Below are 19,578 nucleotides of genomic sequence, written 5' to 3' on the forward strand. Positions count from 1 at the left end.
CTCACTCATGATTGTGGCACGTCAGACAAATAAGGCGCGAGCTTTTCCGCCATAAAATCGGCAATCCAAGGTTGTGCTTCCGGCATCGGGTGAATGCCATCATCACGCATCCATTCAGGCTTTTGGATCACAGTCTCCATAAAAAAGGGCAGCAAGGGGGTTTGTGTTTGCTCTGCCAGTGTAGGATAAATATCAGCAAATCCTTGTGCATAGCGCTGGCCATAATTTGGCGGAATTTGGATTTGTACTAATAAAGGCGTGGCATCGGCCGCGCGAGTTTGGGTGATCAATTGTTCAAGGTTGTCTCGTATACGGTTAAACGGCCAACCGCGTAGGCCATCGTTGCCGCCGAGCTCAATCAGCACCCATTCGGGCTGGTGGCGTTCTAATAATTGAGGCAGACGCTGCAGGCCATTGGCGGTGGTATCGCCGGAAACGCTGGCGTTGATCACCTCAACCTCGACATCATGGTCGTTGAGTGCGCGCGGCAGCTTAGCAGGCCAGGCTTGTTCAGCCGCCATTTGGTAGCCAGCGCTTAAGCTGTCACCAAGGACAAGGAGCGTTTGTGCACTGGCACTGCTCACCCACAAAAAACACAACAAAGTAAGGATGCGTAACATGGCCTCTCCTGTTATTCGAGCCGAAAAAATTGCAAAACATGTCGTGACACGCGAACAGCCGCTTACCATTCTGCAGGATGTCTCGCTACAAATCGAGGCAGGCGAGTCGATTGCATTGATGGGCGTGTCCGGCGCAGGAAAATCCACCTTAATGACTTTGCTTGCAGGATTAGATACGCCCAGTGAAGGCGAGGTCGATCTGCTCGGCCACAAGCTTTCCACCTTGGATGAAGATGCGCGCGCCGCACTGCGGGCCGAATCGGTGGGATTTGTGTTCCAAAGTTTTTTACTGGTGCCGTCACTGAACGCGCTTGAGAACGTGATGCTGCCGCTGACGATTCGCGGTGAGGAAGAAGACGAAACCCGCGCCAAGCAACTGCTGGCCTCGGTGGGCTTGCAAGGGCGCGAAAGCCATTTGCCGTCGCAACTCTCTGGCGGGGAGCAGCAACGGGTAGCCTTGGCGCGTGCGTTTATTATTCGCCCGCAAGTGCTGTTTGCCGATGAACCGACCGGCAACCTTGACCAAAAAACCGCGGCGACCATCATTGATTTATTGTTTGAACTGAACGAAAAGCATGGCACCACCTTGGTGTTGGTTACTCATGATCCGGCGCTGGCAAAGCGTTGTCAGCGTACCTTGATGATGGACAGCGGCAAGCTACAGGAGCGAGTGAATGGCGAGTAAAAACGGACTACTCAATCGCTGGGCGTGGCGCGAACTGTTACACGGGCAAATTTGGCCCGTGGCGGTGGCGTTGGCACTGATTATCACCTGTGTGTTTGCGCTATCAGCATTGGCCGATCGCATTGAAAACGTGCTCACCCAGCAAGGGCGTAACCTGATTGCCGCCGATACCGTGCTGCGTACTCGTCAGCCGCTTAACACCGAGCAAATTGAGGCGTTTAAACAAGCTGGCGCCACAGTATCTGCCCAAACCCGTTTTGGCACCATGGCATTCAGCGAGCAAAAGATGCAGCTTGTGAGCGTGAAAGCGGTGGATAGCCTTTATCCGCTGCGCGGCGATTTGGTGCTGGAGCAAAACGGCCAAGCCATTGGTGGTGACCGACGCATTCAACCCGGTGAGCTATGGCTGTCTGAGCGGGTGTTTAGCTTGCTGGATGTGAAAGCGGGCGACACCGTATCGATTGGTAATCTCGATTTAACGGTGAGCGGTACTTTGGCCGCGGAGCCGGAACTCTCTTTTAACCCCTTTAGCCAAATGCCTGCGGTGATGATGCATCGAGCCGATGTACCTGCCGCTGGTGTGGTACGCGAAGGCAGTCGGGTGCGTTATCGCTACTTTTTAACCGGTGACGAGCCCAGCCTAAGCGCGGCTAAAGCCAGCTATACGCTGCAAGATGGTGAGCGCTGGGTAGATGAAAACACCTCTGATCGCACTGGGGATATGCTGGATCGCAGCCGTCAGTATCTATCGTTAACCGTGGTGCTGGTGATTGTGATGGCCGCGGCGACGTTAACCTTAACTTGTCAGCACTATGCTAAAAGCCGCGCGGATTTGGTGGCGATGCTAAAAAGCTTAGGTGCCAGCCAACAATGGGTGCGGCGCTGGTTGGCTCGGCAGTTAACCTTATTGTTCGTCCTTGCTACCGCCGTGGGCTTGGCTGCGGGGTACACGCTTGAAGTGTTATTGCGCTTGCCGCTGACCGATGTGCTGCCCTCGCCATTGCCAAGCTATGGTTGGGTACCTTGGGTACTTGCGCCCGGCGTCGCGCTTTTGGTGGCGCTGCCTGCCTTGGGCGTGCCGCTGCTTAAACTGCTGGATGCCCCCGCGTTGGCCGCCGTGCAATCGCAGGCTGCCCGTGGGCGTCAACGTCGCGGCACTGCGGCGATCTTAATCGCGATACCGGTAGGGGCGCTTGCACTGTGGGCGTTCGACAACACCTTGCTATGGACAGTGCTGGGGGCGATGGCAGTGATGATCGTCTTGCTGGCGCTGGCAGGGTTAGGCTTGCTCCGGTTGGTGAAATCACGGGTGCGTGCTCCCTCGGTGAAATTGGCCCTTAGCCGAATTACCCGCAACAAACTGGCTAGCAGCGTGCAATTAGGGGCGCTGGCGATCTCCTTTATGCTGTTAGCTATCATCTGGCTGCTGCGCACCGATTTGCTCGCTGATTGGGGACGGATGCTGCCGCCCGATGCGCCCAATGTGTTTGCGCTGAATATTGCTCCGAGCGAGCAGCAAGGCTATGTGGGGGAACTCGATGACGCCAGCTTGATGCGCTCTGATGCTTATCCCATAGTGCGTGGCCGGCTGGTGGGCAAAAACGGTGAGCGTTACCAGATCCCAACCGATGAAGTTGAGCGCGATGAAGTGGATGAAGCACTACGTCGCGAGCTTAATTTCACTTGGCGAGACAGTTTGCCGTCGCACAATGAGGTGATTGCCGGAGAATGGCCAACCGAGAATGGCGTGTCGGTGGAGGCAGACATTGCCGAGCGCTTGGGAATTGAGATTGGCGACAGCCTGACCTTTAGCGTCACCGGCCAAGACTTTACCGCCACGGTGAACTCGATTCGTGAAGTCGAGTGGCGCAATATGCGGCCTAACTTCTACTTTATTTTCGACCGCGAGACGCTTGCCGACAAACCGGCTAACTGGCTAGTGAGCTTCAGGCTCGATGAATCGCAAACACCGCTGCTCAATCGCTTGGCACGGGAGTACCCGACCGTCACGTTGCTTGATTTGCGTACCATGAGCAGCCGTATTCAATCGATTTTGCGTCAAATTGGCTTGTCGCTCTCGGTGTTAGCGGGGCTGGCGGTGATCAGCGGCTTGCTATTGCTGCTCACCTTGCTGCGTATCAGCCTGAGCGAACGTCAGCAGGAGATAAACCTCTATCGCACCTTGGGCGCGAGCCGCACCCGTATTCAGCGCACCTTATGGAGCGAGTACGGCGTGATGGCCTTTGTATCGGGCCTGATGGCGGTGCTGGGCGCAGAAGCGGCGATGGTTGGTTTGCTGAAATGGGGCTTTGAAATGGAGGTACGCTTGCACCCTGAGCTTTGGGCGGTGTTGCCGGTGTTAGCGGTGGCTCTGGTGTTTGTCACGGTCGCCTCGATGCTGCGCAAACTGATTGATCCACAGCGGCGTTAATACGGGGCGGCGGATAAGCGTTCGCCTTTCATATGCAAAAAGCGGGTATCAATTTTTTTGATACCCGCTTTTTTGTGGAGAACGCCCGAAAAATCTAACCAGCAACATGCTTAGGCGAAAAGCGAATGGGCGATTAAAACAGTGACGCCATCGCTTCTTCTACTTTGGGGTGTTGGAACTTAAACCCTGAATCTTCAAGAGCATGGGGCAGGGCGCGCTGGCTATCGAGCAGCAAGTGCGAGGCTTCCCCCATCATGGCCTTAATCGCCACGGTAGGCACAAAGAAAAGGTGCGGGCGTTTTAAAGCACTGGCTAGCGCCTGACTAAAGCGTTTATTGGTGACCGGCTCTGGCGCGGTGCAGTTAAACGGCCCTTGCAGTACAGGCGAGTCAAGCAAATGTATGATTGCTGCGACCATATCATCAATATGGATCCACGGCATGTATTGCTGGCCTTTACCAATCGGGCCACCAAGGCCAAGTTGGTAGGGCAACATCATCCGTTTTAGTGCGCCGCCTTCAGCGCTTAACACCACACCGGTACGCAGCAGGCAGACCCGCGTATGTTGCGAGGCGCCTTTTAAGGCAATTTTTTCCCACTGATGACACACGTGCTGAGCAAAATCATCGGCATGAACCACCAAGGTTTCATCGAACGGATGGTCTTGCTGATCGCCGTAGTACCCCACTGCCGAACCGCTAATAAAGGTGTGGGGAGGCGTGCTGCTGGCATGGATTTTCTCGACCAGCTTTTCTGTTAGCCCCCAACGGCTGGTGCAAATGATCCCTTTTTGCTGCTCGCTCCAACGCTTATCGGCAATTGGCTCACCGGCAAGGTTAATCACAGCATCAAAATCATTCAGGTGGGGAAGGTCGTCAAGACGCTCTATCGCGGCGACCGAGTCCCCGAATATCTTTGTCACCTTTTCTTTGTCGCGCGAGAGCACGGTGAGTTGATGTTGAGGCTGTAGCTTGGCGACCAAGGCTTTGCCAATCAGGCCCGTGCCACCTGTGATTAAAATATTCATGCCTAGAGTCCTAAAAGGGTGACGAAATCTCTGCTGTTAACGCTAAGGGGCTTTTCCACTAAGCGCAAGTGGTTGCTTTGTATCCTGTTACGTGTGGCAGCGAAAATTGGTTTGATCGCGCAGTTTTCTGCTTTGTCACTCGCACCGCACATTGGGAGTGCTAACATAAATAGGCATATAAACACTGTGCCTTTTCAAGGTAGATGCTCGTTACGCAGGGAGTCATGTCACCCACATGCAGGCGTTGTTCAAATCACTACTTGGCAGTTTTCGCGATCTCTTACCCATCATTTTAGTGATTGGTTTCTTTCAAGTGGTAGTCCTTAACCAGCCATTGCCCAATTGGTTATCCATCACCATTGGGCTAGTGCTCGTGGTCGTTGGGCTGACCTTATTTGTGTACGGCTTAGACATGGGGCTGTTCCCGATTGGCGAATCGATGGCGCATTCGCTGGCTCACAAAGGCAGTTTAGGGTGGTTAATTGCGTTTGCCTTCCTACTTGGCTTTGGCACCACGATTGCGGAACCTGCACTCACCGCGGTGGCGGCGGAAGCAGCAGATGTCGCCGCCAATGGCGGGATGATAAATACCACAGAGGCAGCCAAAGACAGCTACGCCAATGGGCTGCGGCTAACCGTGGCGCTCTCGGTCGGCTTTGCGATTGTGCTCGGCGTGGTGCGGATTATTAAAGGTTGGCCGATCCACCGCTTAATTATCGGCGGTTACTTGCTGGTGGTGGCGATGACTATGGTGGCACCACCTAGCATTATCGGCATTGCCTATGACTCGGGTGGGGTAACCACCTCCACGATTACAGTGCCATTGGTGACCGCGCTCGGCGTGGGGCTAGCAACCGTGATTAAAGGGCGCAACCCGATGGTGGATGGCTTTGGTTTGATTGCGTTCGCCTCGCTATCACCGATGATCTTTGTAATGGCTTACGGCATGGTGGTGGCGTGATGGATGGTCTGCGCCTGTTTATCGACACCTTTTTCTCCACCGTGCGCGATGTGATCCCGATTATCGCGATCATCTTTGGCTTTCAACTCTTTGTGCTGCGAAAAGCGCTCAACAACCCCAAACGGATCTTGTTTGGTTTTTTCTATGTCATCTTGGGCTTGAGCCTATTTTTAATGGGGCTGGAGCTGGCGCTATTCCCGCTTGGGGCCTCGATGGCTGAGCAGCTCACTGCCACTGATTTTGTCGGCGCAGCACTCAAAGCCGGCGGCGAGATTAACTGGCAAGCCTATTACTGGGTGTACCTATTTGGTGCCGCAATTGGTTTTAGCACCACGGTAGCCGAACCCTCATTGATCGCGGTGGCGATCAAAGCGGCCAAGGTTTCGGGTGGGGCGATTCGAGTGAACGGCTTACGTGCCTCGGTGGCGCTTGGCGTGGCAATGGGAATTGCCTTGGGGTGCTATCGCATTGTGGTGGGCGACCCGCTCCATTACTACATCATCACCGGCTATGTGGTGGTGGTGATCCAAACCTATTTTGCCCCGCCGTTTATCGTGCCCTTGGCCTATGATTCTGGAGGGGTGACCACCTCAACCGTGACCGTGCCCTTGGTGACGGCGCTAGGGTTGGGGCTAGCCTCTACCGTGCCGGGAAGAAACCCGATGCTTGATGGTTTTGGCTTAATTGCGTTTGCCAGTTTGTTTCCGATGATCACCGTGATGGGCTATGCCCAAATCACAGCCTATTTACAGAAAAAGCACGCACAGCGTTCATCGTAAGGAGAGCCTATGCGGTTCAAATTAATCATGGCGTTTATTGAAGATGCCAAAACCGATGCGGTGCTCGATGCCGCCAGACAAGCCGGCGCTACCGGCGCGACCATTATCAACAACGCGCGTGGCGAAGGCTTGGTGAAAAAGAAAACCTTTTTAGGGCTGACGCTGGATGTGCAGCGAGACGTGGCCATCTTCCTGGTGGAAGAGCACTTATCACGCGCCATACTCGAAACCATTAATGACGTGGGCGAGTTTGATGCCACCTCCGGCAGTGGCATTGCGGTGCAAATAGATGTGGAAGATGCCGTGGGCGTGGCCCACCAAATGCGAGAATTAACCGAAGTGGTGAAGGATGAGTTATGAAACAACATAAAACGGTAAGAGATGTGATGCATGCCCATGCCGTGTGTATTGATGGGCTCACCACGGTCGAAGAAGCGATCCGCATTGCACGCGAACAAGAAGTGAAAGCGATTATCGTCAATAAACGCGATGAGCATGACGAATTCGGCATTGTATTAATGAACGACATTGCCAAAAAAGTGCTCGCCAAAAACCGCGCCCCATCACGGGTCAACGTTTATGAAATTATGACCAAACCCGCGCTTAGCGTCTCTCCCAATATGAACGTGAAGTACTGCGCCCGTTTATTTGAACGCTTCGGCATCAGCCGCGCTCCTGTTATCGAAAACGGCCAAGTCCTCGGCATGGTCAGTTATAACCTCATCGTTATCTACGGCATGCTTGCGGAAGAAGTGGAGAGCCAGCATAGGAAGGATTAGGGGAAGTGGTAAAGGTGATTTTAAGGGAGTGGGGACTAGCTCATTTATGCCCCATTTTGTGCTGGCAACTAGGAAGATATCCTTCTCAGTTGCTTTCCAGCTCTAAAAAACACTTAGTAATTGCTTATGATGATGTTTCCCAATGGCTGAGGCTTCTAGGTGTTATATTGATGAGCGCATTTAATGATACAAATCTTGATTTAAGTCATTAATATATTGGATTATAAAAAATAACGAATGATACTATAAACATAATAAATGTCTTTGAACGGTTTTAATTTCAATTTTGAAGAATTTTTTTATATAGATTAGTTAGGTGATGGATTTGGAAAAAATTGATAAAGAATGGGGATGTACCCATTCTCGTTACCACGATAGCAGCAACGTCAAAGCATGTATTGTAGCTGTTTCCGACTTAGAAAAGATCTCTGAAAAACTGACTTCAGCAGTGCTTGACTCTTCGTGGATGCTTGATCTAGATAAAGGTACCAGAAGGACTTATGAGTATACAGCTAGAGAGACTGCCAATACTTTAGTGGAGATTTTTAAAAGGTTTTCAGATGACCATCAATTAGGTGCTGAGTTTGGCGAGGTTATGGTTTCTATCAGWTCAGCTCGTTCATTATCAATTCTCTTTGATCACATAGCACTACCTATAGCCGAGATATGGAAACCTCAGCTAAAACAAAATGAAGGTTTTGATTTCCACACCGAGTGTACAGAACACCTAATAAACTTTGGTGAGGCAAAATTTTCTGGGAGCGTAAACCCTCATGGTAAAGCAATACCACAAGCAGAAGACTTTATTAATGAAGAAAAGCATTTTAGGGATCGGGTACATTTAGTCAATTTAGTGTCCCCTAAATCTATAGAGAATTTAGACGATGACAAGTTTGGTGCCATAGCTGCATTTTCTATAAATTCAAAAGATCACGATTCAATAATGGATAATGCAATAGAAAGCATTCAGGCGTCTGGACTGTTTAAGAAAGTTCAATGTGCTTACGTTATTGGAGTTGTTGTATGTTAGATATTAGAGGTATTAAGGCAGATGCTTATCCGCAAGTTAGTGTTGGAGAATTAATAGAAAAACTCCATAAAGATGGCCCAGTGGATCGTGAAGTCATACAGGCGTTAACCTATTACAAACTTTTTCATTCTGAAGTTTTTAAAATGTTTGAGTCTAAGGTTATATCAGTTCTTGGATTGTTTTATAAAGATGAGAGTCCAACGGACTTATATTCTTTTTTATTGGCAGGATTTGGAAGAGAAAACAAAAAAAGATTTGGTGAATGGCTTACTCCAGTCCAAGCGAGTGTGCGATTAGCGGTAGAAGAGAATCGATACACTTCAATATCAGCGCCAACCAGTGCAGGTAAATCTTTTTCTCTAAGGGATTATATTTTTGAGCAAGAGGAAGATAGCGTAATAGTTGTTCCATCGCGAGCACTTATTGCTGAGTATATGACGACCTTGAGGGAGCGTTTTAAAGACAATAAGCAGGTCATGATCTCTTCCTTTGTTGATTATGTTTTTACAAGCAGAAAATTGAGAAGGATTTTTGTTCTTACACCTGAACGCGCTAGAGAAATATTTTCACATAAAGATAAATTGAATATCTCGTTATTCTTTTTTGACGAGGCTCAAGTATCAGAAGAAGCTGAAAGAGGGGTTATTTTTGATGTTTTAGTTAGGCGAATTAAGGCTGCCTACCCAGAAGCAAAATTAGTATTTGCACATCCTTTTGTAGATAATCCTGACGCCCAAATGAAGAAGCATGCGTTAGACGAGAGTCTGGCATATTCTCGGTCATACAATCATAATACTGTTGGTAAAGCATTTGTATTTGGACACAGTAACAAGAAAGACTACTATTTCTCACCGTATAAAGAGCAAGGTCACCATGTAAAAAATTGCATACAGCTCAATGAAAAGTTTGAGAAAATAGCTTTCAATGGCATTAATACAGTTCTGGTTTTTGTGTCTAAAGCGTCATTATATCGAGGGGACTTTATCGATGATTTTCATAAGTATGTTGACCGATTTGGTTTAATTGAAGATGAATCTGCAATATCAATAATTCAAGAGGTTGAATTATTGATTGGAGCAAATGAGCAAGACCATCACTCTAATCTTGTTAGTTTGCTAAAAAAAGGTGTAGTTATTCATCATGGTTCTGTACCTCTTGAGGTGAGGTTCCTGATTGAAGAGTTTATCAGGCAGGGGTATGCAAAGATTTGCTTTGCTACTAGTACCTTAGCCCAAGGTATCAATATGCCATTCGATGTTGTTTGGTTGGACAATATGAGAATGCAGGGTGGAGATGAAGAAGACAAAGCACTAGCATTCAAAAATTTGATAGGACGTAGTGGACGACTTTCTAAGGGGGCAGTGTTTGATTTTGGGTATGTATATACAAAGAGCCCTGTGTTACTTTCATCGCGTTTAAATACATCATTTACTTTATCTGAAGAATCACTTCTCGAACAAGATATAGAAGGGTTGGATGATGAAAGAGAGCTTGTTTCTTCAATAATCGAAGGTACATTTGATGAGGAGGTGAATCTTCCTTTAACTAAAGTAGATAGGCTCTCGACGAAAGAAGCCCTAGAGCTAATGGAGTCCGTTTTATATTTTATGTATGAAGATGGATTTGGAGCAAAGCTGTTTGGCAAAGATAATAGAGAAAATAGGTTAATTACAAAAGGCCGTCTAAGGGCTATTTATGAAACCTCGCTAGGTAGACCTTTGCTTCCTGGAGAGAAGAACGTCTTTGATACTGCAATCGAAATATTTTTTCACTTGATCCAAGGACGAAGCTTTAAGGAAATTGTAGGAATAAGGTATAGCTATATTTCAAATAGAGGCAAAAACCAAAACTTGGATGCCAACTTCACTCAGCCTGCGAATAAGCTACCAGATAGTGGGTTATTTAATGAATATCCACTGTTTAAAAATACAAAGTCTAAGGATGTGAGTTACGATGCTGTCGTATTTGATACCTACGATTATCTGGATACGGTAATCTCGTTTTCTTTGTCAGACGTGCTTATCGGAGCTTTTAGTATTTATCATAATCATACTAAAGATACCAAGGCGTTAAAGATGGTGGAGCTATTAAAGTACGGCACTAACGATACTGTTCATACATTGTTGCTACGGTATGGATTTCCTCCGGAAGAGATTAAGGAAATATCAATGTATGTTGAGTCTATCTCTGAAGAAAATATCTTGTTTAAGCCAGATATTATTGGATCCTCGGATAATGTGAGAGAACTCGTAGAGTGGTACCTGCCATAAGGCTGCAGTCTGAATCAGCAAACAGCGCGGAGCTGTGGAGGGCAGGCCATTAATTATGCCCCTATGCTTCCTACATACCTTTACTAATCTTATGAGGGGGAGCTAGTCTGTAATTTCTAACTCACAATTGTCCATTTCCAAGCCAAAATGACATCGACTTACCCTTTTCGTGTCACTCCACTCAAAGCCCGAATTATTTAGTGCGGGCTTGCTCATTTCCCAGTATGTCCAGCTGAGTGACATTCCAAATTTGATAGCAGCACCGCAATAGCCACTATGACTTCACTGACTTCGAACCACCAAGCCTCAACTACAATCCTAACGCATTCACTATCGCGATCAGTGTCTTGAGGTTAGGGTTGCCTTTTTGGCTGAGTGTGCGGTAGAACGTTTCTCGTGAAAGACCTGTTTGCTTAGTAATATCTGCCATTCCCTTGGCGCTTGCGATCACACCCAGAGCATCGGCGATAAATACGGGATCGCCCGTTTGCACCGCTTCGTCCAAGTAAACTTGAAGTGCTTCTTGGTTATCCAAGAGCTCCGCTGGATCAAAAGTGAGAAGCTTTGCGTTTGGAGTGGTTAGCATAGGTCTAACTCTCCTTGGCACCAGATTACCGCTTGAGTGTAGCTTATCCGTGATTTGTTTTGAGTGCCCCCAATACCAAAAGCCCGCACTTTTCAGCGCGGGCTTGAGCATTTCAGTGTGGTGAGCGGACTGGCTTACCAGCCTTTTACCACTGCGCCGTCAAAAACTTCCATTGCGGCGTTGTAAACTGCGTCGGTTTGGTAGGCTTTAACAAAGTTTTTCACGTTTTCAGCGTCTACGTTGTCTTTGCGCGCCACAATCAGGTTCACGTAAGGCGATTCTTTGTCTTCAACAAACAAACCGTCTTTGCTTGGGGTTAGGCCCACGCCCGCGGCAAAGGTGTTGTTGATGATCGCAATGTCCACGTCTTCCAGTGAGCGAGGCAGTTGTGGGGTTTCTAGCTCGATGATTTCGACGTTTTTCGGGTTCTCAACGATATCTAGTTTGGTGGCGTTAATGCCAGCGCCTTCCTTAAGCTTGATAATGCCTTGCTGCTCAAGCAATACCAGCGAACGGCCAAGGYTCGATGGGTTGTTAGGTACGGCAATTTTGCCGCCTTCAGGCAAATCGGCCACGCTATCAAGTTTGTAAGAGTAGGCCGCAATTGGATACACAAAGGTGTTGCCTGCAATCGCAAACTCGTAGCCACGGTCTTTGATTTGCGCGTCGAGGTACGGTTTGTGCTGGAAGGCATTCACGTCCACAGAGCCATCGGCGAGGGCGGCGTTAGGGGACACATAGTCGGTAAAGGTGATGAGCTTCACTTCAAGGCCGAGTTTTTTGGCTTCTTGAACCGCATATTCGGCCACTTGTGCTTCTTCACCGGCCATGACGCCAACGGTGATTTTGCTGTTGTCTTGCACGGCAGCTTCTTTTTCACCACAGCCGGTAAGGGCAAGGGTTGAGGCCAGTCCAAGTGTGGCAAGCAGTGTTTTAATCGTGGTTTTCATTGTCTGTCTCCCTTTTAAAAAACGTATCCGTTTTGACGGTAGTCCCGAACCACTTGTGGCCGTGTGGCATCCCCAGTGGCTGGGACAAATGTTGTGTTTATCTGTTTGGGTGTTTAGCGGTGATTTGTGCGACGCACTAAGTAATCTCCGCATGATTGAATCGCTTGTACCAGCACGACCAGCATCACAACCGTGATCAGCATGACGGTGGTATCAAAGCGCTGATAACCGTAGCGAATGCCCACATCCCCGAGTCCGCCACCGCCGACAGCCCCCGCCATGGCGGAATAGCTCACCAAGGTGACTAAGGTGATGGTGGCACCATTGATGATCCCCGGCAGCGCTTCGGGTAGCAGCACTTTGTAAATAATTTGCGTTGGGGTTGCGCCCATCGCTTTTGCGGCTTCTTCCAACCCTGCGGGCAGCTCTAAAAGCGCGCCTTCCACCAAACGCGCAATAAATGGAATCGCGCCGACCGTGAGCGGCACAATGGCTGCCGCGGTGCCGATGGAGGTGCCCACCACAAAGCGAGTGAATGGGATGATAGCCACCAACAAAATAATAAACGGAATGGAACGGCCGATGTTCACGACGGCGCCCAAAATTTGATTGACCCGTGGCTGTGCTTTCAGTCCGCCTTTTTTAGTGATGTGCAACAGCACGCCAAGTGGGATCCCGAATGCAAAGCCAAGCAGTCCGGAGACTAACACCATGTAAATGGTTTGGCCGGTGGCATCGGCCAGCAGTTCAATCAGTGCTTGGTTTTGTCCAATCCATTGGGTTAACGCATCAATCGACATAGCCAAGTACCTCCGTGGCGACATGGTGTTTGTTTAGGTAGTGAATCGCATCATCAACAGCACTCTTCGGGCCCATAATCTCCGCCAAGAGTAGACCAAATTTCACGCCGCCGGCGTAATCAATGTCAGAACTTAAGATGCTGATATCAATATTAAATAAGCGCGACATCTGGCTGATCAGTGGCTCGTCGACGGTGGCGCCTGTAAATTCTAGACGCACCAGCGGATAGCTGCCTTTAAAGTAGTCTTTTTGTAAGCGTTGGGCGTAATCGTGTGGCACCGACAAATCCAAGGTGGAGCGAATAAAGTTTTTCGCTAACTCGGATTTAGGATGAGCAAAAATATCGCCTACGGGGCCAGACTCAACCAGTTCGCCATCACCAATAATCGCCACGTCGTGACAAATGCGCTTCACCACATCCATTTCGTGGGTGATCAGCAAAATGGTGAGGTTGAGCTTTTCATTAATGGTTTGTAGCAGTGACAAAATCGATTGGGTTGTAGCTGGATCCAGTGCGCTGGTGGCTTCATCACAGAGCAATACATTTGGGCTTGGTGCCAGGGCGCGAGCGATAGCGACACGCTGCTTTTGTCCACCACTGAGGCTGGCAGGATACACATCACGCTTATCGGCCAAGCCGACCAAATCGAGCAACTCGTTGACGCGCGTTTCAATCTCATCGCGGCGCGTACCACTGAGCTCCAGCGGCAGGGCTATATTGTCGAACACGGTGCGTGACGACAGCAGGTTAAAGTGTTGGAAGATCATGCCGATTTTACGGCGCGCTTGGGTTAACTCACGGTTGGGTAACGCAGTAAGGTTGACGCCGCCCACGGTCACTGAGCCGCTGGTTGGGCGCTCAAGCAGGTTAACCATCCGGATCAGCGTGCTTTTGCCCGCGCCAGAGGCGCCAATCACACCAAACACTTTTCCTTTCGGAATAAATAAATTGATGTCTTTAAGGGCATGAACTCGGCGCTCCCCGAGTTCGAATACCTTGTTGAGTTGTTTTATCTCAATCATCACATGTCCTTAGCGATAAATCTTATGACATCTCGCAGCTGTCCAGCGCCTTGCACCTTGGCTGTCGGGTCTCTCTGGTTATTGATGCTATGGGTTCGTTAAAAACAAGTCAATGGATATTTTTACTTCTAGACGTCCAAATGGCAATAAGTCTAACCGTCCGGTTATAAAGTGAGCGAAGGGCTTGATCTCTGCAGGGAAAGCGCGTTAACTGATAGTCTCCGTACCTAACTGTTAAGACTGTTGTTTTTATGTCTCCCCTGTTGATTGATACCACCATGCTGACGCTGTTTATTCCCACCTTCTTTTTTGTGTCGGTTACGCCCGGCATGTGCATGACGTTATCGATGACCCTTGGCATGACAATTGGCGTTAAGCGTAGCTTACATATGATGTGGGGCGAGCTTATCGGCGTGGGGCTGGTCGCGATAGCCTCTGTCATTGGTGTGGCGACGGTGATGCTGAACTATCCCGGCGTATTTCAGGTGTTTAAATATGTCGGTGGTGTGTACTTGGCGTATTTAGGCGTACAAATGTGGCGCTCTCGCGGCAAGATGGCGATCCCAAATGAGGATGACGATAGCCCCAATGAAGCCTCGGCATTGTCGTTGGCCGCGCAAGGCTTTGTGACCGCCATTGCCAACCCGAAAGGTTGGGCGTTTATGATCTCGCTGTTGCCGCCGTTTATTAACCCTGCAATGTCACTACCCAGTCAGTTGAGCGTGCTGGTGTTGATCATTCTTTGCACGGAATTCAGTTGTCTTATGCTGTATGCCAGCGGTGGGCGTACCTTGCGTCAGTTTTTGCAGCAAAAGGGCAATGTACAATTGCTGAACCGAATCGCCGGCACCCTGATGATCGGGGTCGGATTTTGGTTGGCGTTGGGGTGAATTAACTTTTAATAATTCTGCAAATAATTAGAATAACCACTTAAATTCATAGACTTGGTCGATTATTGTGCAATTTAGTGGGGCTGAGACGCAGCTTGTTTATGATTTTCTCGATCTGTCCGAGGAAGAACAGGAGGTATGGTTAAGTCGGTTGAAAGTCACGTCTCCCTCTCAATACGCACAACTCTTGCCATTCTATCATTGCGATACACAGCCATTGCTGAGCCAAATTTGGTCAGATGGGGCTCAATCTTTCATCGCATCACAGCTGTTTGAACCGAATACCACGTTGGATAAATATCGTCTCGGTGAGGAGATTGGCCGCGGTGGAATGGGGGTTGTGTATCGCGCTTATCGCGATGATAGTACGTTTGAACAAGAACTTGCAATAAAGTGTATCCACCCTTCTTTGTACCCTATTATCGGTAGAAATTCTCTGTTCAAAGAAGCACAGATGTTGGCGCGTTTAAGTCACCCCTGTATCGCAAAGGTGTTTGATGGCGGGATCAGTGACGGGTGTGTTTATATTGTCATGGAGTATGTGGATGGATGCACGCTTGGAAAGCAGATAGCAACGCAGCCAACGTCGCACAAGGCACGACTATCCTTGTTTGTGTCGATTTGCTCAGCGATTGAGCATGCGCATCGCCACCAAATGATTCATGGTGATATTAAGCCGGATAATATCCTGATTGATAGAGACGGACAGGCCAAAATTATCGACTTTAACCTCACACAAAAACTTGAATGCTATCCAAGCCCTGATAGTGATGATGGTGTGTTGGCCTACAGTGAGCGTTATGCAAGCCCTGAACAAAAACGTGGCGAATACCTTACCCAACAAACAGATGTATACGCATTAGGCAAATTGTTAGCATTTCTGCTGACTGCGGACGGTAAAAAGCCCAATCAAGAGTTGGCATTGGTAATTACTAAAGCGACAGAAGAAGAGGCAGATAATCGCTACGTGACTGTCAACCAGCTTCGTAATGACGTTATTCATGTGATGAATAAAAAGCCGATTTCTGTTAAGCAAGATAATTGGCTCTATCGATTACGCTGTTTAGTACGACGACGGCCTATCCCTCTATTTTTATCGATCGTGTTGGTCGTGTCTGCGTTTGTGTTTAGCCTAGTGTTAGTGAATAAAAATCAGCAGCTTTATTCTGAAAAACAGGCATCTGAAGAGCTGGTTATGCATCTGATACAGCTGATGTTTCATGGTAAAGAAACGTACGACCACCCGATTAGTTTTGAGGTGATGTTAGATCTTTCTCGTCGTCAAATTCTTGCAAATCCCCATGTCTCTGATGATGTTAAACAAAAATTAATTGTCGCTATGATGGTCCCTCATCCGAGTACTTCAAAAAATGAAAAATAAAATTACACTGTTTTTACTATCCTACATGAGTGTGATACTGCCAGCGCAAAGTGAACCGCAATTAAGTGGCTACTTTATTGATGCTCCTGTTACAGGTTTATATTACGAAACATCCTCGGGGCATCAAGGCTTTACGGATAAAGGTCGATTTGAATATGATGAGGGTGACGCTGTTAAATTTTATTTAGGTCAAGATAACCGAGGAGCTTTAATTAGTGCAATTTCAGGTCAAGAAATTGTGACTCCTAATAATATTTCCACTCAGCCAAGTCGAAGTATTAATCTTACTCGCTTACTGATGTCACTGGATAGTACACCAAATAACCGTAATAACATCACGATTGACGACAGTGTGAGGAGTAATACTGAGTTAATAAACACACTAAACAATCTCGACTTGAGCTATTTAGATAGTCACCTAGATGAGTTTCAACTTGCATTTGTATCCATCGAAGAAGCTGCTCGTCACCTTAAAAAAAGCCACGAGTATATTAAGGATAGATTTGCTTCAGAGCATAAAGTGCTTGATGCAAAAGATACAGTATTCATCTATGAAACCGTCAAGAAAAGAGACTATAAAGGGAGTATCTGTGCCATTAATCTTGACCAACTAAGGAACCCTTATTACCACGCTCCGATAGGGAAAACGACTTTTGAGATAAAAGATGATACGATCATAGAATATCCTTCAATAGGCGATAGATTCGAAGGATGCCAGCTTGTTCCCAATAACGTTCAGAAGGTAGTGGTCAGCCCACTCAATGAATTTGGTGGCGAACGAGGCCTAGTAAGTTGTGCCAAGCAGGGCTGTCGACAATATCAATTGAATGGCTTTTACATTGACGATCGACAAGATGGTAGCGATTGGAAATATCGTTCTATTGCCATAAATTACGATGAGAAAACGCATCTTTTAATGGAGAAATCTCAGGGGTTAGGTAAAAAAAAGCACGTTGATCACAACAATGTTGCTGCAGGCGTGTCTTTTATTTATCCGAAGAATAAAGAGAGTTTTATTGATTATTCTGGAGTATGGATAAAGAAAACATTTAATGGCAGAGAAACCTCATCTCAATGCGTGTTGATGAAAGGTGATCGTATCCTAGAAGGACCTAAAGAAACAGATCATTGTCCGATCACAGAATCGAGCTATCAGTTAATGGATAAGTTTTTGTATCGAGATGCTTGGTGGCTGAGTGAAACGGGTAAGACCACTTTGTCTGCACTCAATGTTACTGTGAGTTGGTTTGATATAGATAAGGGCGATCAATACACTAGTTGGGAGTACTTGCCAGTTAATGAAAGTTGGTTAGGCGGGACTATCTATCAATACAATCAAATAAAAATATTAGATAAACATGGTTTGCCCAGTTTAAAAACCATTAACACAAGTATGTATACAAAATATGATTAATAAAAACGCAGACTTCACACAGCTTCTTTTACAATGGAAGCAAGGTGATCGACAATCTGAATCGGAACTGTACCATCTGGCTTATTCTAGGTTAAAGCAATTAGCGGCACGTGAAAGCAAAAGAAGTAGCGAAAACTTTGGTGTTGAAAATACGATTATTAGTGATGCTATTCACAGTGATACTATGCTTGTTAATGAAGCTTATATCAAAATGACGCAAGCGGATTTAGCAGACGTGAATAATAGAAAATCATTCTATCTCATGGCTGCAAAAATTATCCGTCAGGTATTGATTGAACAAGCAAGAAAATTACATGCTAGTAAGAGAAAATCGACCAGAATTTTCGTAGATAAAAATCAGTTGAGTGGATTAGATAGAATGCTAGTTTTTGATATGGAGCTCGAGAAGTTTGGGCATCGCTATCCTAGGCAAGCTGATGTTTTAAAAATGAAGTATCTGGTTGGAATGAAAGTGGATGAAATTAGCCAGACGTTGAGTTGCAGCAAAAGCTTGATCGAAAAGGATCTTAAATTCTCGAAAGGATGGTTTGCATCGAGGATGCGTGCTCAATGAAGCGGAAGCTATTTGTTCCCGATGACAGTGTTGAGGATGAAGTGGCATTGTTGGCGACACAAGCGTCGTCACGAGAAGTGGCTGGTTATCAGAAGCCCAATAACAGCAAACCAACCATCGATCCTCATGTTTTTTCTCAAATATCCGCGGAGGTTGCAACGTGGCGTTTGGAACAAGACGTTGCCATGTATCATCGGGTTTCGTTCCAAAATTTATTTATTGATGCTGAAGATGATTTCTTAAGTTATCAAGTCGGCATTGAGGGAGCAAAAACACAGTCGATTTCTGCCCGATTATCATCAAGCCAGATTGTAGTGAGCGGCACGCCGCATGATCATCTTGAGCGTTTAACTTTAGTAATCAGGGCGAGAGATAATCACCATGGCAGTGGCGAAGAGAGTTGGGTTGTTGCTCGTTTTCCTATGCCGGGCATTGAGGACAAACCTGATAAGGCAGAGATGCTCGTTGATCAACCCTTGTATCGTTTAACAACAACACGAATTCGTGATGAAAATGGTGTCGCTTATGATATTTTGCAATGCGAGGTTTTCTTACTTCGTGATGATGAGGTTTGGTATGCCATAAGCCAAGATCGTTTAAAATGTCCAGACATATCAAATATTGCGCAGCGGGGAACTTATCGAGTCGAAGGTGATACTGTTTTAATCCAATTGTCGCGTGAAGCCTTCGAGATCACTTGGCTACTACGCTTTGATTATGATGCTTATTATGGGCCAAGTGCACACCACTACTTGGTCACGCAACGACGTGGTGGGCAATACCAAACCGATACACTTTTTGATAACAAACGTGCGGCAGAAGCTCGGTTGAATATGCATACTGGGCATCATATCTATGAAGGCCGTTATTTTGACCACTTGTTAATGGATCCTGAGGGTAACTATTACTTGGTGGGCATGATGAATTACATGTATAACGTCCGTATTGATGATCCAAGTTATTATCAGCCTGCAGACTCCGATCTGAATATTGCCCATCCTGTTCATAGTATGACGTGCGCTGACATTGAGCGCTGGTATGGCTACTCAGTGTTGATTGGTCCATCACAATACAACACGCTCATCAGCACAAGTGGTGATCCCATGGGAAATTATCCTCCCCAATGTGGTACGTACCAACAAACGCCGACGAGAGTGGCGCTCTACCTAGACTTTTCTTTTGATCCGAGTGATATACCGATTCATGGGCGTGTTTACTCTTATCTGTTTCATCCTAAGCCTGAATATAAGGATCGCTTAGAGACGTTTAAGATCAATCTTCTCTATGCTGAACCACAGGAATAGTATGATATATAGACAGATTTTATCTATCTTGGCCTGATTTTCATTCGAACAGCACCTTTAACACAAAAAAGAC

The 19,578-nt window shown here is 47.3% G+C and carries 19 protein-coding genes; 13 read left to right on the top strand and 6 right to left on the bottom strand.

Translation table 11 applies throughout. From position 1 onward, the window contains the following. Positions 1–5: 5 nt before the first annotated feature. Complete coding sequence (tesA, locus tag BZJ17_RS08390; protein ID WP_077640420.1) at positions 6–620, bottom strand: multifunctional acyl-CoA thioesterase I/protease I/lysophospholipase L1; 615 nt, start codon at positions 618–620, stop codon at positions 6–8. On the opposite strand from tesA, the gene BZJ17_RS08395 reads away from it, so the two are divergent. Both BZJ17_RS08395 and BZJ17_RS08400 read left to right on the top strand, forming a co-directional pair. Continuing rightward, positions 619–1,305, top strand: a complete 687-nt coding sequence (locus BZJ17_RS08395; protein WP_077479687.1) for an ABC transporter ATP-binding protein — start codon at positions 619–621, stop codon at positions 1,303–1,305. The genes tesA and BZJ17_RS08395 overlap by 2 nt on opposite strands. Next, positions 1,295–3,736 carry an FtsX-like permease family protein gene (locus BZJ17_RS08400; protein WP_077640421.1) on the top strand — a complete coding sequence of 814 codons (2,442 nt, stop codon included), beginning with the start codon at positions 1,295–1,297 and terminating at the stop codon, positions 3,734–3,736. The genes BZJ17_RS08395 and BZJ17_RS08400 overlap by 11 nt, the downstream gene beginning before the upstream one ends. A 133-nt stretch (positions 3,737–3,869) precedes the next feature. Here BZJ17_RS08400 and BZJ17_RS08405 read toward each other — a convergent pair whose 3' ends face one another. Continuing rightward, positions 3,870–4,763 carry a TIGR01777 family oxidoreductase gene (locus BZJ17_RS08405; protein WP_077640422.1) on the bottom strand — a complete coding sequence of 298 codons (894 nt, stop codon included), beginning with the start codon at positions 4,761–4,763 and terminating at the stop codon, positions 3,870–3,872. Between the two features lie 235 nt (positions 4,764–4,998). Here BZJ17_RS08405 and BZJ17_RS08410 point away from each other — a divergent pair, with 235 nt between their 5' ends. From BZJ17_RS08410 to BZJ17_RS08435, 6 genes are all read left to right on the top strand, one after another. Beyond that, entirely contained in the window at positions 4,999–5,724 is a 726-nt protein-coding gene (locus tag BZJ17_RS08410; RefSeq protein WP_077457298.1) for a DUF1538 domain-containing protein, read from the top strand. Continuing rightward, positions 5,724–6,503, top strand: coding sequence for a DUF1538 domain-containing protein (locus BZJ17_RS08415; protein WP_077640423.1), 780 nt, complete (start codon positions 5,724–5,726; stop codon positions 6,501–6,503). Before BZJ17_RS08410 ends, BZJ17_RS08415 begins: the two co-directional genes overlap by 1 nt. A gap of 9 nt (positions 6,504–6,512) precedes the next feature. Next, positions 6,513–6,863 (top strand): P-II family nitrogen regulator, encoded by a 351-nt coding sequence (locus BZJ17_RS08420; RefSeq protein WP_069587355.1) that lies wholly within the window; start codon positions 6,513–6,515, stop codon positions 6,861–6,863. After that, positions 6,860–7,282 carry a CBS domain-containing protein gene (locus BZJ17_RS08425; RefSeq protein ID WP_025674526.1) on the top strand — a complete coding sequence of 141 codons (423 nt, stop codon included), beginning with the start codon at positions 6,860–6,862 and terminating at the stop codon, positions 7,280–7,282. Before BZJ17_RS08420 ends, BZJ17_RS08425 begins: the two co-directional genes overlap by 4 nt. Positions 7,283–7,607: 325 nt before the next feature. Beyond that, on the top strand, positions 7,608–8,312 hold the full coding sequence (locus BZJ17_RS08430) for a hypothetical protein (RefSeq protein WP_198534130.1): 705 nt from the start codon (positions 7,608–7,610) through the stop codon (positions 8,310–8,312). Continuing rightward, the gene (locus BZJ17_RS08435) at positions 8,306–10,582 is read left to right on the top strand and encodes a DEAD/DEAH box helicase (protein WP_077640425.1); all 2,277 of its coding nucleotides are present in this window, start codon (positions 8,306–8,308) and stop codon (positions 10,580–10,582) included. Before BZJ17_RS08430 ends, BZJ17_RS08435 begins: the two co-directional genes overlap by 7 nt. 310 nt (positions 10,583–10,892) lie before the next feature. Here the strand turns inward: BZJ17_RS08435 and BZJ17_RS08440 are convergent, their stop codons facing one another. The 4 genes from BZJ17_RS08440 to metN form a co-directional block, all read right to left on the bottom strand. Next, positions 10,893–11,168 (bottom strand): addiction module antidote protein, encoded by a 276-nt coding sequence (locus BZJ17_RS08440; RefSeq protein ID WP_077640426.1) that lies wholly within the window; start codon positions 11,166–11,168, stop codon positions 10,893–10,895. 134 nt (positions 11,169–11,302) lie between these two features. Further along, on the bottom strand, positions 11,303–12,118 hold the full coding sequence (gene metQ, locus BZJ17_RS08445) for a methionine ABC transporter substrate-binding lipoprotein MetQ (RefSeq protein WP_077640427.1): 816 nt from the start codon (positions 12,116–12,118) through the stop codon (positions 11,303–11,305). A 113-nt stretch (positions 12,119–12,231) separates the two neighbouring features. Further along, entirely contained in the window at positions 12,232–12,918 is a 687-nt protein-coding gene (locus BZJ17_RS08450) for a methionine ABC transporter permease (protein ID WP_069589333.1), read from the bottom strand. Beyond that, positions 12,908–13,942 (bottom strand): methionine ABC transporter ATP-binding protein MetN, encoded by a 1,035-nt coding sequence (gene metN / locus BZJ17_RS08455; protein ID WP_077640428.1) that lies wholly within the window; start codon positions 13,940–13,942, stop codon positions 12,908–12,910. Before metN ends, BZJ17_RS08450 begins: the two co-directional genes overlap by 11 nt. A gap of 251 nt (positions 13,943–14,193) precedes the next feature. Here metN and BZJ17_RS08460 point away from each other — a divergent pair, with 251 nt between their 5' ends. The 5 genes from BZJ17_RS08460 (at position 14,194) to BZJ17_RS08480 (ending at position 19,505) form a co-directional block, all read left to right on the top strand. Then, entirely contained in the window at positions 14,194–14,832 is a 639-nt protein-coding gene (locus BZJ17_RS08460; RefSeq protein WP_077640429.1) for a LysE family translocator, read from the top strand. A 67-nt stretch (positions 14,833–14,899) separates the two neighbouring features. Next, positions 14,900–16,213 (top strand): serine/threonine-protein kinase, encoded by a 1,314-nt coding sequence (locus tag BZJ17_RS08465; protein ID WP_077640430.1) that lies wholly within the window; start codon positions 14,900–14,902, stop codon positions 16,211–16,213. Next, on the top strand, positions 16,203–17,627 hold the full coding sequence (locus tag BZJ17_RS08470) for a hypothetical protein (protein WP_077640431.1): 1,425 nt from the start codon (positions 16,203–16,205) through the stop codon (positions 17,625–17,627). The genes BZJ17_RS08465 and BZJ17_RS08470 overlap by 11 nt, the downstream gene beginning before the upstream one ends. Further along, positions 17,620–18,201 (top strand): ECF-type sigma factor, encoded by a 582-nt coding sequence (locus BZJ17_RS08475; protein ID WP_077640432.1) that lies wholly within the window; start codon positions 17,620–17,622, stop codon positions 18,199–18,201. Before BZJ17_RS08470 ends, BZJ17_RS08475 begins: the two co-directional genes overlap by 8 nt. Then, positions 18,198–19,505, top strand: coding sequence for a hypothetical protein (locus tag BZJ17_RS08480; protein ID WP_077640433.1), 1,308 nt, complete (start codon positions 18,198–18,200; stop codon positions 19,503–19,505). Before BZJ17_RS08475 ends, BZJ17_RS08480 begins: the two co-directional genes overlap by 4 nt. The last annotated feature ends 73 nt before the right edge of the window (positions 19,506–19,578 follow it).

The sequence above is a fragment of the Salinivibrio sp. IB574 genome (genome assembly GCF_001996205.1).
Lineage (GTDB): Bacteria > Pseudomonadota > Gammaproteobacteria > Enterobacterales > Vibrionaceae > Salinivibrio > Salinivibrio proteolyticus.

Bases quoted from the DNA above. Each gene is read 5' to 3' on its own strand.
- BZJ17_RS08395 (WP_077479687.1), top strand. From the start codon at position 619: ATGGCCTCTCCTGTTATTCGAGCCGAAAAAATTGCAAAACATGTCGTG.
- tesA (WP_077640420.1), bottom strand. From the start codon at position 620: ATGTTACGCATCCTTACTTTGTTGTGTTTTTTGTGGGTGAGCAGTGCC.
- BZJ17_RS08400 (WP_077640421.1), top strand. From the start codon at position 1,295: ATGGCGAGTAAAAACGGACTACTCAATCGCTGGGCGTGGCGCGAACTG.
- BZJ17_RS08405 (WP_077640422.1), bottom strand. From the start codon at position 4,763: ATGAATATTTTAATCACAGGTGGCACGGGCCTGATTGGCAAAGCCTTG.
- BZJ17_RS08410 (WP_077457298.1), top strand. From the start codon at position 4,999: ATGCAGGCGTTGTTCAAATCACTACTTGGCAGTTTTCGCGATCTCTTA.
- BZJ17_RS08415 (WP_077640423.1), top strand. From the start codon at position 5,724: ATGGATGGTCTGCGCCTGTTTATCGACACCTTTTTCTCCACCGTGCGC.
- BZJ17_RS08420 (WP_069587355.1), top strand. From the start codon at position 6,513: ATGCGGTTCAAATTAATCATGGCGTTTATTGAAGATGCCAAAACCGAT.
- BZJ17_RS08425 (WP_025674526.1), top strand. From the start codon at position 6,860: ATGAAACAACATAAAACGGTAAGAGATGTGATGCATGCCCATGCCGTG.
- BZJ17_RS08435 (WP_077640425.1), top strand. From the start codon at position 8,306: ATGTTAGATATTAGAGGTATTAAGGCAGATGCTTATCCGCAAGTTAGT.
- BZJ17_RS08440 (WP_077640426.1), bottom strand. From the start codon at position 11,168: ATGCTAACCACTCCAAACGCAAAGCTTCTCACTTTTGATCCAGCGGAG.
- BZJ17_RS08450 (WP_069589333.1), bottom strand. From the start codon at position 12,918: ATGTCGATTGATGCGTTAACCCAATGGATTGGACAAAACCAAGCACTG.
- metN (WP_077640428.1), bottom strand. From the start codon at position 13,942: ATGATTGAGATAAAACAACTCAACAAGGTATTCGAACTCGGGGAGCGC.
- BZJ17_RS08460 (WP_077640429.1), top strand. From the start codon at position 14,194: ATGTCTCCCCTGTTGATTGATACCACCATGCTGACGCTGTTTATTCCC.
- BZJ17_RS08470 (WP_077640431.1), top strand. From the start codon at position 16,203: ATGAAAAATAAAATTACACTGTTTTTACTATCCTACATGAGTGTGATA.
- BZJ17_RS08475 (WP_077640432.1), top strand. From the start codon at position 17,620: ATGATTAATAAAAACGCAGACTTCACACAGCTTCTTTTACAATGGAAG.
- BZJ17_RS08480 (WP_077640433.1), top strand. From the start codon at position 18,198: ATGAAGCGGAAGCTATTTGTTCCCGATGACAGTGTTGAGGATGAAGTG.